Raw genomic sequence first — 13,929 nt, forward strand, 5'->3', positions numbered from 1 at the left:
CCATGAGCGGGTGAAGCACGAGCGGGTGAAGCACGAGCGGGTGAGGCTTGAGCGGGTGGGGCGGCGTTACGGCCCGCGCGGGTCGTGGGTGCTGCGCGGGGTGGACCTCGTCCTGCCCGCCGGCGCCCTCGTCCGGATCGCGGGCACGAACGGCACCGGCAAGTCGACGCTGCTGCGGGTCGTGGCCGGCATCGACGCGCCGACGGAGGGCCGGATCACCGGCCGCCCCCGGCGCACGGCCTACGTACCGGAGCGCTTCCCGGTCGCGCTGCCGTTCACCGCGACCGGCTATCTGACCCACCTCGGCCGCGTCCAGGGTCTCGGCCGGGCCGAGGCGGCCGCACGGGCGGGGGAGTGGCTGGACCGCTTCGGCGCGGCCGCCTTCGCGGACGCCCCGCTCGCCGAACTCTCCAAGGGCAGCAGCCAGAAGGTCGCCGTCGCCCAGGCCCTGCTCGCGGACCCGCCGCTGCTCGTCCTGGACGAGGCCTGGACCGGCCTCGACACGGCCGCCCGGCACCAACTCGACCAGGCGGTCCGTGAGCGGGTCGCGGCGGGCGGCACGGTCGTCTTCGTTGACCACGACCCACGCCGGCTGGCGGGCGAGGCCGACGCGACGTACGAGGTGGAGGCGGGCGGGGTACGGGCCGCGCGCCCGAGCACCGGCGGCCACCCCGACGGAGACCCGCCGCCCCGCGCCCGGGTCCTGGCCTCCGGCGGGCGCCCACTGCCCGAGGGGCTGCCGGGCTCACCCTCGTACGAGCCCGGACCCGACCGTACGACGACGGTGTACGCGGTCGACGCGGCGCACTCCGACGCACTGCTCCGGGCGCTGCTCGACGCCTCCTGGCACATCCACGAGCTGAACACCGAGGCCGCCCGCACATGACCGCACTGCTCCGCTACCAGACCGACCTGCTGCTGCGGTCGCAGCGCTGGCTCGCACCCCTCCTCCTCTACGCCGTGTTCCTCGGCGTCGGCGTGAACGCGGGGGAGCCCGTGCTCGGCGCCCTCGGCTACGCGGCCGCCGCCCTGCTCCCGGTCACGGCCTGGGTGGTACGGATCTGCCTCGGCCAGGAACCCGCCGCCGCGCGGAACGTGGTGGCCGCCGCGGCCGGGCGGCAGCGCGCGCACCTGGCGGCGGTGCTTGCCGCCCTCGCGTGCGCGGCCCCGCTCGGCGCGGTCGCGGTCCTCGGCGTGACGGCGGTCGGCGACCTGCGCGGCGTCGACCCGGCCGGGGCCGGGCTCGCGGGGCTCCTCGCCACGACGACGTGCGTGCTGACCGGCGCGGCCGTGGGCGCCCTCACCACCCGCCCGCTCGTGCGCTCCCGCGGCTGGTCCCTCGCGGCCCTCGTCCTGGGCTCGCTCCTCGCCCTGGTGACGACCGGCTCCCCGGCCAAGCACGCGGTGACGGCCCTGGTGACCGGCTCGCGCACGGCGACGGTGCCGATGCCCTGGCCCGCCCTCGCGGGAGGCCTGCTCCTGGCCGCCGTGGCGGTGGCGGTGAGCGTCAGGGCCACGGCCTGGCGGGAGTGAGCACCGCTCGACGGCATGGACGAGGAAACGGTCGGGGCCGGCGGGTGCCGCTCGCTAGCCGGCGCCGCCCGTTCCGGTTCCGGTCATCAGCTCGGAGACCTTCACGAAGCGGTAGCCCTTGGCCCTCAGTGCGGGCACGATCTTCCGGATCGCCTGCTCGGTGACGGGGGCCGCGCTGCGGGTGCAGTGCATGACCACGAGCGAGCCGGGCTTCACCCCGTCGATGACCTGCTCGGCCACCGCGTCGCCGTCCTTCGCGAACGCGTCGCCGCTGACCACGTCCCACTGCACCGCCGTGACCTTCGCGGGCCCGAGCGCGCGCAGCGCCCGGTCGTCGTAGCAGCCGCCCGGGAACCGGAAGTACGGCACGACATCGCGCGCCCCCGCCTTCCTGAACGCGTCGAAGGCCCGCCGTACGTCGGCCGCCATGTCCTGCTTCGCGACCGTCGGCAGGCCGTAGCAGGGCGAGGCGAAGGCGTAGTGGCTGTACGAGTGGTTGGCGATCTCGAAGCGCGGGTCGGTGCCGATGGACCGTGCCTGGTCCGGGTACTCCTCGGCCCAACGCCCCGTCATGAAGACCGTCGAGTCGACCTTCAGCCGCCGGAGGGTGTCGATCAGGGCCGGATTGTCGAAGCGCTCGCCGCTCGCGGCCCGCCGCCCCTGGTCGGCCGTCATGTCGGCGTCGAAGGTGAGCGCGACGACCTTCTCGCCGCCCTTGCGCGCGCGCTCGAACACCGGCGTGAGCCCACCGGGCCCCGGCGCCATGGTCGGCGGAGCCTTGCGTACGACGGCGGGCCCGGGGGCGGCACCGGCACTGGCGCCGGCACCCGCACTCGCGCCGGGCGTGGGGCTCGACGGCGCGGTGGAGGCGGACGGGCCGTCAGGCGCCGGCGCCGTGTCGGCCGCGCCCCCGCCGCAGCCGACGAGTGCGGCACCCAGCAGAGCAAGCGCCGACAGCTTTCGTACAGAAATGGTCACGCACGGAAACTAGCCGATCAGGTGGCGAGCAACTGCTTCCGGCACTCCGCCACGTCGAAGTCGCCCGGTGGGTAGCGCGGGTCGAGAGCCGTGAGGTGTTCCAGGAGCAGCCTGCTGATCGCCCAGTTGCGGTACCACTTGCGGTCGGCCGGGACCAGGTACCAGGGCGCCTCCTCCGTCGAGCAGCGTTCGAGGGCGCGTTCGTACGCCTGCTGGTACGCGGGCCACAGCGCGCGCTCCGCGATGTCCCCCGCGTTGAACTTCCAGTGCTTCTCCGGGTTGTCCAGCCGCTCCAGGAGGCGGGCGCGCTGTTTCTCGTACGAGATGTGGAGGAAGACCTTGACGATCGTGATCCCGTCGTCGACGAGGGACTCCTCCCAGCGGTTGATCTGGCCGTAGCGGCGGCCGAGGTCGCGGCGCGGGACCAGCTCGCGGACGCGGGCGATGAGGACGTCCTCGTAGTGCGAACGGTCGAAGATGCCGATCTCGCCCGGCACCGGCAGGGCCCGGGAGATACGCCAGAGGAAGGGGTGGCCGCGCTCCTCGGCCGTCGGGGCCTTGAAGGCGCGGATCCGGCAGCCGGAGGGGTTGAAGTGGCCGATCACGTGTTTGACCGTGCCGCCCTTGCCGCTGGTGTCCATGCCCTGGAGGACGAGCAGCAGCCGGCGGCGGTCGCCGGCCGTGCTCGCCGCGTACAGCCGCTCCTGGAGGTCGGCGAGGCCGGGGCCGAGCAGGGCCGTCGCCGCGATCCCGGCCGTCTTGTTCACGGGCCCGGCCGGGATCTCCGAGGCGGAGTACGTGGAGAGGTCGACCGGCTTGCCGGCCGGCAGCCGCAGTACGTCACGCAGGGCCGGCTCCTCCGGCGTCTTCCGCTGCTTCTTGTCCGGCTTCTTGTCCTTCTTCGCCACCTCGCGACCCTTCCGTCCGCCCCCGCACCCTCCCCCGATCCTGCGACGGAACGGACGGCCCCGCGACCCGGAAGGTCACGGGGCTCCCGTCAGCACCAGGGGCCGCGGACCGCGAACGTCGTCCCGGGCGTATAGCAGTTGACGAACATGGTCCGCCGGTCCGGAGAGAACGTCACACCCGCGAACTCGCCCCACTCCGGGGCCTGTGGGGTACCGCCCGCCGCGTCAGCGGCTGATGTCAGCGCCTGGGCGCCGCGGGCCATCGCGTACACCTCGCCCTTCCGGGTCAGGCCGTACACGTGCTGCGCTCCCTCGCCGTCCTCGCAGACCATCAGGCCGCCGCTCGGGGCGAGGCAGATGTTGTCCGGGGACTCGCCCGGGAGTTGGATGTCCGTGCTCGGGCCGAAGACGACGACGAGGGTCAGCCGGCGCAGGTGCGGCTCGTACCGCCACACCTGCCCGAAGTGCGTCGCGCCGGAACCGTCGGTGGTGCGGGCGAAGGACGAGACGAAGTAGACGGACCGGCCGCCCCAGTAGCAGCCCTCCAGCTTCTGCGCGTGCGTGATGCCGCCCCGCCCGAAGTCCTGGAGCCTGATCGGCGTCTCGACCGCCAGCGGATCCGGTACGGACACCCACTCGACGCCGTCGAAGCTCGCCCCGGTCTCCTGGATCACCGAGAGGTCGGGCACGCCCGGCACCCGCATGGCCTCCAGGGCGCCGCCCGCACGCAGCGAGCCGTGGCCGCCGAGGGGGACCTCGGGCAGGAAGCGGTAGAAGAGCCCGAACGGCCTCTCGAACGCGTCCTCCGTCTCGTACACGATCCCGCTGCGCGGGTCGACGGCGATCGCCTCGTGCTGGAAGCGGCCCATGGCGGTGAGCGGTACGGCCCCGGTGCGGTGCGGGTCGGCGCCGTCGACCTCGAAGATGAAGCCGTGGTCCTTCGTGTAGCCGTTGGTCCCGGCCCTGTCCTCGGTCTCCTCGCAGGTGAGCCAGGTGGCCCAAGGGGTCGGCCCGCCCGCGCAGTTGACGGCGGTGCCGGCGATGGCGACCCGCTCGTCGAGGACCTCGCCCCGTCCGTCCAGGGTGAGCGCCGTACAGCCGCCCTTGGCGGCCGGGTCGTACGTCAGCCCGTCGATCGTCGGGACACCGATCCGGCCGGTGACCCGGTTCTCGTGGTTGCGGACCAGATGGACGCGGCCCCGGCGGCCGGCGAAGGCGGCCATGCCGTCGAAGTTGCTGGGGACGCGGCCCTCGCCGGAGCGGAGGGGGTCGCCCTCGCGGGAGAGGACCGTGTAGCGGAAGCCCTCGGGGAGGTCGAGGAGGCCGGCGGGGTCGGGGACCAGGGGGCCGTAGCCGGCGTGGCCCCGGGCGGCGGCCGTACCGGCGAAGAGCTCGCCGATGGCGCCCGAGAAGGCGATACCGGCCACGGAGGCGCCGGTGCGGGAGAGGATCTGACGTCGTGTCGCGGACATGCTGAGGCAACCCACTTCTGTTGGCGGACAGGAGAGGTGTGACGTGTGTGACCCGCATGTGTGTACCACGTGCTCTGGTGACACGTGAACCATGCGGGCCGACACAGCCTCATGCGGCGCCAGAAGTCTTACGGATCAGACCAGTTCGGCGGTCAGGGTGATGGTGGTGCCCGTCAGGGCCTGGCTGACCGGGCAGTTCTTCTTGGCGTCCTCGGCCAGCTCGAGGAACTTGTCCTTGTCCAGGCCCGGCACCTCGCCGCGCACGGTGATGTGGCTGCCCGTGATGCCCTTGCCCGGCACGAACGTGACGTCGGCCTTGGTCTCCAGGCGGGCCGGCGGGGTGTCGTTCTTGGCCAGGATGTTGGAGAAGGCCATCGAGTAGCAGGAGGAGTGCGCGGCGGCGATCAGCTCCTCGGGGCTGGTCTTGCCGTTCGGCTGCTCGGTGCGGGCCGGCCAGGAGACGTCGTACGAGCCGAGACCGGAGGAGTCGAGGGTGACGACGCCGTTGCCCTTGAGGAGGTCACCCTGCCAGACGGTGTGGGCGGTACGGGTTGCGGCCATGATGAATCCCTTTCGATCGGGTATGGCCCCCAACCTACTGCTCGACCAAGCCCTTCGCGTCTCGTGCCAGCGCCGTGAGCCGGGAGATCGCCCGGAAGTACTTCTTGCGGTACCCGCCGTTCAGCATCTCCTCGCTGAACAGCCGGTCGAAGGGGAGTCCGGAGGCGAGCACCGGCACCTCCCGGTCGTACAGCCGGTCCGCGAGGACGACGAGCCGCAGCGCCGTCGACTGGTCCGGGATCGCCTGGACGTCCGTGAGGCAGACCGCCGTCAGATCGTCGGTGAGCGCGCCGTACCGGCTGGGGTGGACCTTGGCCAGGTGGTCGAGCAGGTGCGGGAAGTCGTCGAGCGAGGCGCCGGGCGTCGCGTACGCCGCCTTCGTCACCTGTTCGTCGGAGTACGGGGCGGGCGCTTCGGGCAGCCCGCGGTGGCGGTAGTCCTCGCCGTCGATCCGCAGCGGGCGGAAGTGGGCGGAGAGGCCCTGGATCTCGCGCAGGAAGTCGGCGGCGGCGAACCGGCCCTCGCCCAGCTTGCCCGGCAGCGTGTTGGAGGTGGCGGCGAGCGCCACGCCCGCCTCGACAAGCCGGCTGAGGAGGGAGGAGACGAGGACGGTGTCGCCCGGGTCGTCCAGCTCGAATTCGTCGATGCAGAGCAGCCGGTGTCCGCTCAGGGTCCGTACGGTCTGCTGGAAGCCGAGCGCGCCGACCAGGTTGGTCAGCTCCACGAAGGTGCCGAAGGCCTTGAGCCCCGGCTCGGCAGGCGTCGCGTGCCAGAGGGAGGCGAGCAGGTGGGTCTTGCCGACGCCGTACCCGCCGTCGAGGTAGACACCGCGCGGCCCGCTGGGGGCTGTGCTCTTAGGGGTCCTCGCGAACCAGCGGCCGAGCGCCGACCGCTTGCCGGCTCCGGTGGCGTGGGCGCCGCCGAGCCCCTCGGCGAAGGAGCTGAGGACCTTGACCGCGTCTATCTGGCTGGGCTGGTTCGGGTCCGGGATGTACGTGTCGAAGCGCACCGAGTCGAACCGTGGCGGCGGGACCATCTCCGCGACGAGCCGGTCGGCGGGGACATGGGGCTCCCGGGCGCAGAGGGAGGCCGGAGCCGCTTCGGTGGAAGCCGCTTCGGTCATGGCGCGGGGGGCTTGGGAGGCACGGGTCGACACAGTTCCCCACTCTAAGCGCCGTGTCAGACTGCGAGGATGCGACGCCTGTTCCCTGTGACGGACATGACAGCCATCGACGCCGCCAGGACCGGCCACGCCGCCGGGCGGGACGCCCCGGGGCACGAGGACGCCGGGAGCGCCACCTCCGGTGACAGGGAGTGGTCCCTCGACGAGCTCGCCGACGCCTACGCGTACCCGGAGCTCGGCCCCGGCGAGAGCTGGCTGCGCGCCAACATGGTCTCCTCCCTCGACGGCGCCGGGCAGCACGACGGCCGCTCCCAGCCGCTCTCCTCGGACAGCGACATGCGGATCTTCGGCACCCTGCGCGGTCTCGCCGACGTGATCGTCGTGGGGGCGCAGACCGTACGCCTGGAGGGATATCGCCCGGCACGCGCGCGTGAGGCCTTCGCGGGGCGCCGGGCGGCCGCCGGGCAGGGGCCGGCGCCGGTGATCGCCGTGGTCAGCGCCTCCCTCGGCCTCGACTTCACGCTGCCGCTCTTCACCGAGCCCCTGGTCCCGACCCTGGTCCTGACCGGCGCCGCGGCGCCCGCCGACCGGGTGGCCGAGGCCCGGGCGGCCGGGGCGGAGGTGGTGATCGCGGGCGACGGGCCCGGCGTCGAGCCGGACCGGGCGGTGGCGGCGCTCGCCGGGCGGGGGCTGCGGCGCCAGCTGACCGAGGGCGGTCCCCGGCTGCTCGGCCAGTTCGTGGCGGCCGGGGTGCTCGACGAGATGTGTCTGACGGTCTCGCCGACGATGACGGCGGGCAGCGCGCAGCGCATCGCCGGGGGGCCGTCGGTGGAGGTCCCGCGGCGGTTCGCCGTGGCGTCGGTGCTGGAAGAGGCCGGGTTCCTTTTCACCCGCTACCGTCGGATCTGACAATCAGCGGAATTTGTCGTTCCGGTTAGCTTCCGCTGGGCACACTTACCCCCGTAGACCCCGTGCGGGCACGGGGAAGGATGGTTTCCGCAGAAGGGCTCCTGAGGTGTTCACAAGCGTTCTGATGATCGAGAAGCCCCTTACGTCCGTCGACGTGGAGTTCGTCACCACCCTGCACGGCGACGAGGACGTGTCCTTCATCGTGCTGATGCAGCCCCGTGGTGACCAGGCCGATGTACTGCTGCGCGCCATCGACGACGTCGCCCTGGGCGAGCTGAAGGAAGCGGCCCGCGAGGGCGAGGAACCGGAGGGCAAGGCGGCCCGTGTCCCCGCCGAGCAGGCCTTGGAGTACTCCCTCCAGGGACTGCGGAAGGCGGGCTGCGAGGCGGTCGGACAGGTGGTCGAGGACCACCCCCTGGACAAGATGAAGGCCGTGGTCGAGGAGTCCGAGGCCGACGAGGTCATCGTCCTGACGGCCCCGCACTACGTGGAGGAGTTCTTCCACCGGGACTGGGCGTCCCGTGCCCGTCACAAGGTCGGCGTACCGGTACTGAAGCTGTTCGCGCACAGCGAGTCGGAGAACGGCTAGGAGCGGAGGGCCGGGGCGCGGGGGCGGCCGTCGCGCCGCCCCGCTTCCCGTCGCGCCCCACCGCACCCGTCGCGCCGCCCCGCTTCCCGTCGTGCCCCACCGCCCCCGTCGCATCCCGCCCCCTCCGCGCCGCCCCGCCCCGGGCGGCGCGGACGCGCGCGGGCCGTCGGCCCGGGGGTGTCACAGGGAGCCACTAGGCTGGGGAGCTCCTGAACGTCGTACCCCGGGGAGAAACCTCATGGCACCCGCCATCCCTGCCGCCATGGAACGGCCGCACTTCATCGGCATCGGCGGTGCCGGAATGTCGGGCATCGCGAAGATCCTCGCCCAGCGCGGAGCGAAGGTCGCCGGCAGTGACGCGAAGGAGTCCGCGACCGCCGAGGCGCTCCGCGCGCTCGGGGTCACGGTCCACATCGGGCACGCCGCCGCGCACCTCGCCGACGACGCCTCCGCCGTCGTCGTCTCCAGCGCCATCCGCGCCGACAACCCCGAGCTGGCCCGCGCCGCCGAGCTCGGCATCCCGGTCGTCCACCGCTCCGACGCGCTCGCCTCCCTGATGGACGGCCTGCGCGCGATCGCCGTGGCGGGTACGCACGGCAAGACCACGACCACCTCCATGCTGGCCGTCGCCCTCACCGAGCTCGGTCTCGACCCCTCGTACGCCATCGGCGGCGACCTCGCGGGCCCGGGCACGAACGCCCTCCACGGCGAGGGTGAGGTCTTCGTCGCCGAGGCCGACGAGAGCGACCGCAGCTTCCAGAAGTACGACCCCGAGGTCGCGATCGTCCTCAACGTCGAACTGGACCACCACGCGAACTACGCCTCCATGGACGAGATCTACGAGTCCTTCGAGGCCTTCACCGCCAAGATCCGCCCCGGCGGCACCCTGGTCGTCGGCGAGCACGCGGGCGCGCGCGAGCTGGCCGGGCGGGTCGCGGGCCGGGAGGGCCTCCGGATCCTCACCGTCGGTGAGTCCGAGAGCTCCGACGTGTGGATCCGCTCGATCGTCCCGAACGGCATGACCAGCGAGGTCGCCGTGGTCATGGACGGCGTCGACTACGCCTTCACCGTCTCCGTCCCCGGCCGCCACTACGCGCACAACGCCGCCGCGGCCCTCGCCGCCGGCTCCCGCGTGGGCATCGACCCGGCGGAGCTGGCCCAGGCCCTCACGGCGTACACCGGTGTCGGCCGCCGCCTCCAGCTCAAGGGCGAGGCCGCCGGCGTCCAGGTGATCGACTCGTACGCGCACCACCCGACCGAGATGACCGCCGACCTGGAGGCCATGCGCGGCGCCGCCGGGGACGCCCGCCTCCTGGTCGTCTTCCAGCCCCACCTCTTCTCCCGCACGCAGGAGCTCGGCAAGGAGATGGGCGACGCCCTGGCCCTCGCCGACGCCTCCGTGGTCCTGGACATCTACCCGGCGCGCGAGGACCCGATCCCGGGGATCACGAGCGAGCTGATCATCACGGCCGCCCGCGCGGCGGGCGCGGACGTGACGCCGGTGCACGACAAGGCCACGGTCCCGGACGTCGTGGCGGGAATGGCCAGGCACGGTGATCTCGTTCTGACGATGGGCGCGGGCGACGTCACGGACCTCGGTCCGGAGATCCTGGCCCGCCTGTCGAGCTGAGGAGCATGTGATGGCTGGGTACGAGGTCGAGAAGCCGGACGAGCAGTGGCGTGCGGAGCTGACCCCGCAGGAGTACCAGGTGCTGCGCCAGGCGGGCACCGAGCCCGCGTTCCGGGGTGAGTACACGGACACGAAGACGACGGGCGTCTATTCGTGCCGGGCGTGCAGTGCCGAGCTGTTCACGTCGACGGAGAAGTTCGAGTCGCACTGCGGCTGGCCGTCCTTCTACGACCCGAAGGACAGCGCGGCGGTCGAGCTGATCGAGGACCGCTCGCACGGCATGCTGCGTACGGAGGTCAGGTGCGCGAGCTGCGGCTCGCACCTGGGCCATGTCTTCGAGGGCGAGGGGTACGCGACCCCGACGGACCAGCGGTACTGCATCAACAGCATCTCGCTCCGGCTGAGGCCGGACGAGGGCTGACGGTCCGGTTTCGCCGATCGACTGATCGGTCGGACGGTCGGATCATCGGGGGCGTCGGCCGTACCGCCAGGTGGCCGACGCCCTGTTCCCTCTCCCACCCGAGGCGGTCGCGTGACCCACGTACACGTCGTCTACGCGCACCCCAGCGAGCGGAGCTTCACGCGCGAGGTGCTCGACGCGTTCCTCGGCGGCCTCGACGAGTCCGGTCGTACGTACACGGTCTCGGACCTCTACGCGAGGGACTTCCGCTCGGAACTGACACTGGCCGAGTACGAGCGCGAGGCCGGGTACGATGTCGACGCGCCCGTCCCCGAGGACGTCGCCGCCGAGCACGCCAGGCTTGCCGCTTCGGAGGTATGGGTGTTCGTCTACCCGGTGTGGTGGGCGGACTGCCCCGCCCGGCTCAAGGGCTGGTTCGACCGGGTCTGGACGGTGGGCTTCGCCCGGGGCCCGATGCCGGCCGGCCGCCGTACGGTGGCCGAGAAGGCCCTGGTGCTCTGTACTGCCGGGTACGACGTCGCCGAGCTCGAAGCCTCCGGCTGCTACCGGGCGATGAGGACCGTCATGCTCACCGACCGGATCGGCGAGCGGGCTCGGGCGAGCGAGTTCGTCGTCCTCGGCGGCTCGGCCACCAGTGGGGAACGGTGGCCCGAGCTCAAGGGCGAACACCTCGCCCGGGCGGCCGAGTTGGCGCGTTCGATCTGACCGCTCAGCGGGACGTGGCCGCCTTCTCCGCTTTTGGGGCGGCGCTGCGTGTGGGGGCCGCGCTCGGCGTGGGGGCGGCGCTCCGCGCCTGCTCGTCGGAGCCGGAGCCGGAGCCGGAGCCGGAGCCGGTGCCGCGCCCGCGCCGGGCGAGGTCGCCCACGGCCAGGGTCAGGACGCCCGCGAGGAGGCCCCAGAAGGTCGAGCCGATCCCGAAGAGCGTGAACCCGGACGCCGTGGCGAGCAGGGTGACCACGGCCGGTTCGCGGAGGCGGTCGTCGCGGAGGGCCGAGGTGAGGGAGGAGCCGATGGTGCCGAGCAGCCCGATGCCCGCGATGCCCAGGACGAGGGCGGGCGGCATCGCGGTCAGCAGCCAGCCGACCGTTCCGCCGAAGAGGCCGACCAGCAGGTAGAAGACGCCCGTCCAGACACCGGCGACCCACCGCTTCCTGGGGTCGGGGTGAGCGGCCTCGCCGCTGCAGATCGCCGCGGTGATGGCGGCCAGGTTGAGGCCGAAGCAACCGAAGGGCGCGAGGACGGCGTTGACCGTGCCCGTCCAGGTCAGCAGGGGCGAGACCGGGGTCGAGTAACCGGCGTTGCGCAGCACGGCGATGCCCGGCAGGTTCTGCGAGGCCATCGTCACGGCGAACAGCGGCAGGCCGACACCGACGAGGACCTGCCAGTCGAACTCGGGCCGTACGAAGGATGGTTGGGCGAGCGTGAGCTCGAAGCCGTCCAGCTTCCAGGAGCCCTGCCACGCCGTCGCCGCGACGCCGACGGCGAGCGCGGCGACGACCGCGTACCGGGGGAACCAGCGGCGGCCGGCGAGATACGCCAGGAACATGGGCACGGCGACGACGCCGTTCCGCTCCATCTGCGTGAACAGTTCGGTGCCGAACTGGAGCAGGACACCGGCGAGCAGCGCCGAGGCGAGCGGGACCGGGATCCGGTTCATGATCCGCTCGAACCAGCCGGTGACGCCGCTGATCACGATGAGGACGGCGGACAGCAGGAACGCCCCGACCGCCTGCGCCATGGTCACGCCCTGGAGCCCGGTGGCGAGCAGCGCGGCGCCGGGGGTCGACCAGGCCGTGACGACGGGCGCGCGGTAGCGCAGCGACAGGCCGATGCAGGTGACGCCCATGCCGATGCCGAGGGCGAAGACCCACGAGGTGAGTTCCGCGGACGTGGCCCCCGCGGCCTTGGCGGCCGTGAAGACGACCGCTACGGAACTGGTGACGCCGATGAGGACGGCGAGGAATCCGGCGGAGACGGCGGTGGCCGGCGCGGCGGATCTGACGTGTCGTATGAATGCCATGGCCAGGGCATCCTGACACACCGCGTTCGGAGCGCCCGAGCGGTTTTCCACAGGCCTTGTCGCGGGGGCCCGGGTGGCCGCAAGATCCAGGAGTGATCCTTTTTGGGGAGGGGAAATGATCAAGGGAGACAACACCTTCGTGCCGACGGTGCCGCTGCGGATCGCGGTGCGGGGCGGGGTTGATGTCGCGGCTCTGCTCCTGACGGAGACGGGCCGGGTCCGGGGGGACGCCGACATCGTGTTCCACGGTGCGCCGGTCCATCCCGCGGGCGCCGTGCGGCTGTCGGGGGAGGAACCCGGCACGGGCACGGTGTGGCTGGAGACCGTTCTCACGGAGGTCGAGGAGCAGATCGCTCGCGTCCTGGTGGTCGGTTCCACGGAGAACGGCGCGATGCGGGACGTGCGGGGGTTGTGCGTGGAGGCGTTCGCGCCGGACGGCACGTCGGTCGCGCGGTACGACGTGACGGACGCGGGCGGCGAGACGGCGATGGTCCTCGCGGAGCTGTACCGGCGGGCGGGGGGCTGGAAGATCCGCGCGGTCGGCCAGGGCTGGCTGAACGGCCTGGCGGGCCTGGCGAGGGACTACGGGGTGGACGTGGCGGACGAGATTTCGGCGCCGGCGCCGGCGCACGCGGAGGTGGCCCCGGGGCCGGTTCCGTTCCAGGCCCCGGCAGCTGGGTCGGGGCCGGTTCCGTTCCAGGCCCCGGCAGCTGGGTCGGCGCCGGTTCCGTTCCAGGCCCCGGCAGCTGGGTCGGCGCCGGTTCCGTTCCAGGCCCCGGCAGCTGGGCCGGCGCCGGTTCCGTTCCAGCCGCCGGCTGCGGTGCCGTACCAGGCTCCGGCCCCGGCTCCGGTGTTCGCGGCGCCTGCCGTCCCGGCGCCCACGGTTGTGGTTCCGCAGGGCGGGCCGGACTGGACGTTCGGTGGTGTCTTCCCGCCGTACACGCAGACCGGCCGGGACAACGACGTGCTCACCGTGGACGGGCTTCCGCCGGGCCCGGTCGTGGTCGAACTGGAGATACGGGGAGACGGGTACACCGGCCTGTGGACGCTCAACCGGTTGAACAAGGAGGGGGAGAACCTCGTCAACAGCACCGAGGAGAACTTCCGGGGCCGCATGCTCGTCCAGGTCCCCGGAACCGGCCGCCTGCGCCTGAAGCTGAGGGCTGAGGGCCCCTGGCAGTTCCAGGTGCTGCCGCTGGCCGCCGCGACGCGCCTGACCGAGGAGGACGTGGAGAACCGCGGCCCGGACGTCTTTCTGCACACCGGCGGAAGCGCCGATCTCGCCCTCCGCTACCGGGGCGACGACAACCTCATCGTCCACCTCTACGAACTGGCGGGGCACGACGACCCCACGGCCCTGCCCAGGTACGAGAACGTCGTGAACGAGATCGGCAAGCGAAGGGAGACGGTTCCGCTGCCCGAGGGCCCGGTCGTCGTGCAGATGGAGATGGCCGACGGCCCGTGGCGGGCGCGGCTGAAGCATCTCCAGCCGCACAGCGAGCCGTTGAACGGCGGAGGGATGGCGCAGGTGACCGACATAGGCAAGGCCCAGGGCTGGCTGCGGCGGGGCAGGCGCTGAGCATCAGACTGCCCGCCCCCGCCCCGCTGTTCGTCGCGGCGGGGGCGGGGGCGGGGGCGGGCAGGCGTGGGCGAGCTGAGAGCTGACGAGCCGACACCCGTACGGGAAGAGATACCGGCTGGGTTCCGATACGGCCTCCGGTGCGCAACGCACCCGGCCCCGTTACCACGCGGCAAAGGCGGAATCAATCCCTCCGATCGCTCGGC

The 13,929-nt window shown here is 72.7% G+C and carries 14 protein-coding genes; 8 read left to right on the forward strand and 6 right to left on the reverse strand.

All coding sequences use genetic code 11. From position 1 onward, the window contains the following. Positions 1-40: 40 nt before the first annotated feature. Positions 41-886, forward strand: coding sequence for an ATP-binding cassette domain-containing protein (locus Q5762_RS17715; RefSeq protein WP_315893183.1), 846 nt, complete (start codon positions 41-43; stop codon positions 884-886). After that, positions 883-1,533 carry an ABC transporter gene (locus tag Q5762_RS17720; RefSeq protein WP_315893097.1) on the forward strand — a complete coding sequence of 217 codons (651 nt, stop codon included), beginning with the start codon at positions 883-885 and terminating at the stop codon, positions 1,531-1,533. Before Q5762_RS17715 ends, Q5762_RS17720 begins: the two co-directional genes overlap by 4 nt. A 54-nt stretch (positions 1,534-1,587) precedes the next feature. Here the strand turns inward: Q5762_RS17720 and Q5762_RS17725 are convergent, their stop codons facing one another. From Q5762_RS17725 to zapE, 5 genes are all read right to left on the reverse strand, one after another. Next, positions 1,588-2,511, reverse strand: coding sequence for a polysaccharide deacetylase family protein (locus Q5762_RS17725; protein ID WP_315893098.1), 924 nt, complete (start codon positions 2,509-2,511; stop codon positions 1,588-1,590). 17 nt (positions 2,512-2,528) lie between these two features. Beyond that, entirely contained in the window at positions 2,529-3,419 is an 891-nt protein-coding gene (locus tag Q5762_RS17730) for a PPK2 family polyphosphate kinase (RefSeq protein ID WP_315893099.1), read from the reverse strand. An 89-nt stretch (positions 3,420-3,508) separates the two neighbouring features. Then, positions 3,509-4,891, reverse strand: coding sequence for an alkaline phosphatase PhoX (locus tag Q5762_RS17735; protein ID WP_315893100.1), 1,383 nt, complete (start codon positions 4,889-4,891; stop codon positions 3,509-3,511). Positions 4,892-5,026: 135 nt separating this feature from the next. Further along, positions 5,027-5,452 (reverse strand): OsmC family protein, encoded by a 426-nt coding sequence (locus Q5762_RS17740; RefSeq protein WP_315893101.1) that lies wholly within the window; start codon positions 5,450-5,452, stop codon positions 5,027-5,029. A 34-nt stretch (positions 5,453-5,486) separates the two neighbouring features. Continuing rightward, entirely contained in the window at positions 5,487-6,575 is a 1,089-nt protein-coding gene (gene zapE / locus Q5762_RS17745) for a cell division protein ZapE (protein ID WP_315893102.1), read from the reverse strand. Between the two features lie 69 nt (positions 6,576-6,644). Here zapE and Q5762_RS17750 point away from each other — a divergent pair, with 69 nt between their 5' ends. The 5 genes from Q5762_RS17750 (at position 6,645) to Q5762_RS17770 (ending at position 10,829) form a co-directional block, all read left to right on the forward strand. Further along, positions 6,645-7,484, forward strand: a complete 840-nt coding sequence (locus tag Q5762_RS17750) for a pyrimidine reductase family protein (protein WP_315893103.1) — start codon at positions 6,645-6,647, stop codon at positions 7,482-7,484. Positions 7,485-7,590: 106 nt separating this feature from the next. Further along, positions 7,591-8,073, forward strand: coding sequence for an indole-3-glycerol phosphate synthase (locus Q5762_RS17755; protein WP_315893104.1), 483 nt, complete (start codon positions 7,591-7,593; stop codon positions 8,071-8,073). Between the two features lie 238 nt (positions 8,074-8,311). After that, positions 8,312-9,703: a UDP-N-acetylmuramate--L-alanine ligase gene (gene murC, locus Q5762_RS17760; protein WP_315893105.1), complete on the forward strand. Its 1,392-nt coding sequence runs from the start codon at positions 8,312-8,314 to the stop codon at positions 9,701-9,703. Between the two features lie 10 nt (positions 9,704-9,713). Continuing rightward, the gene (gene msrB, locus Q5762_RS17765) at positions 9,714-10,124 is read left to right on the forward strand and encodes a peptide-methionine (R)-S-oxide reductase MsrB (protein WP_315893106.1); all 411 of its coding nucleotides are present in this window, start codon (positions 9,714-9,716) and stop codon (positions 10,122-10,124) included. A 111-nt stretch (positions 10,125-10,235) separates the two neighbouring features. Beyond that, entirely contained in the window at positions 10,236-10,829 is a 594-nt protein-coding gene (locus Q5762_RS17770; protein ID WP_315893107.1) for an NAD(P)H-dependent oxidoreductase, read from the forward strand. 4 nt (positions 10,830-10,833) lie between these two features. On the opposite strand, the gene Q5762_RS17775 is transcribed toward Q5762_RS17770, so the two are convergent. Continuing rightward, positions 10,834-12,144 (reverse strand): benzoate/H(+) symporter BenE family transporter, encoded by a 1,311-nt coding sequence (locus Q5762_RS17775; protein ID WP_315893108.1) that lies wholly within the window; start codon positions 12,142-12,144, stop codon positions 10,834-10,836. 115 nt (positions 12,145-12,259) lie between these two features. On the opposite strand from Q5762_RS17775, the gene Q5762_RS17780 reads away from it, so the two are divergent. Further along, complete coding sequence (locus tag Q5762_RS17780) at positions 12,260-13,723, forward strand: TerD family protein (protein ID WP_315893109.1); 1,464 nt, start codon at positions 12,260-12,262, stop codon at positions 13,721-13,723. Positions 13,724-13,929 lie beyond the last annotated feature (206 nt).

This window comes from Streptomyces sp. P9(2023) (assembly GCF_032436795.1).
In the GTDB taxonomy this organism is placed as follows: domain Bacteria; phylum Actinomycetota; class Actinomycetes; order Streptomycetales; family Streptomycetaceae; genus Streptomyces.

Excerpts from the sequence above, each read along its gene's own strand:
- Q5762_RS17780 (WP_315893109.1), top strand. The coding sequence starts at position 12,260 with ATGATCAAGGGAGACAACACCTTCGTGCCGACGGTGCCGCTGCGGATC.
- Q5762_RS17750 (WP_315893103.1), top strand. The coding sequence starts at position 6,645 with ATGCGACGCCTGTTCCCTGTGACGGACATGACAGCCATCGACGCCGCC.
- zapE (WP_315893102.1), bottom strand. The coding sequence starts at position 6,575 with ATGACCGAAGCGGCTTCCACCGAAGCGGCTCCGGCCTCCCTCTGCGCC.
- Q5762_RS17740 (WP_315893101.1), bottom strand. The coding sequence starts at position 5,452 with ATGGCCGCAACCCGTACCGCCCACACCGTCTGGCAGGGTGACCTCCTC.
- Q5762_RS17720 (WP_315893097.1), top strand. The coding sequence starts at position 883 with ATGACCGCACTGCTCCGCTACCAGACCGACCTGCTGCTGCGGTCGCAG.
- Q5762_RS17775 (WP_315893108.1), bottom strand. The coding sequence starts at position 12,144 with ATGGCATTCATACGACACGTCAGATCCGCCGCGCCGGCCACCGCCGTC.
- Q5762_RS17735 (WP_315893100.1), bottom strand. The coding sequence starts at position 4,891 with ATGTCCGCGACACGACGTCAGATCCTCTCCCGCACCGGCGCCTCCGTG.
- msrB (WP_315893106.1), top strand. The coding sequence starts at position 9,714 with ATGGCTGGGTACGAGGTCGAGAAGCCGGACGAGCAGTGGCGTGCGGAG.
- murC (WP_315893105.1), top strand. The coding sequence starts at position 8,312 with ATGGCACCCGCCATCCCTGCCGCCATGGAACGGCCGCACTTCATCGGC.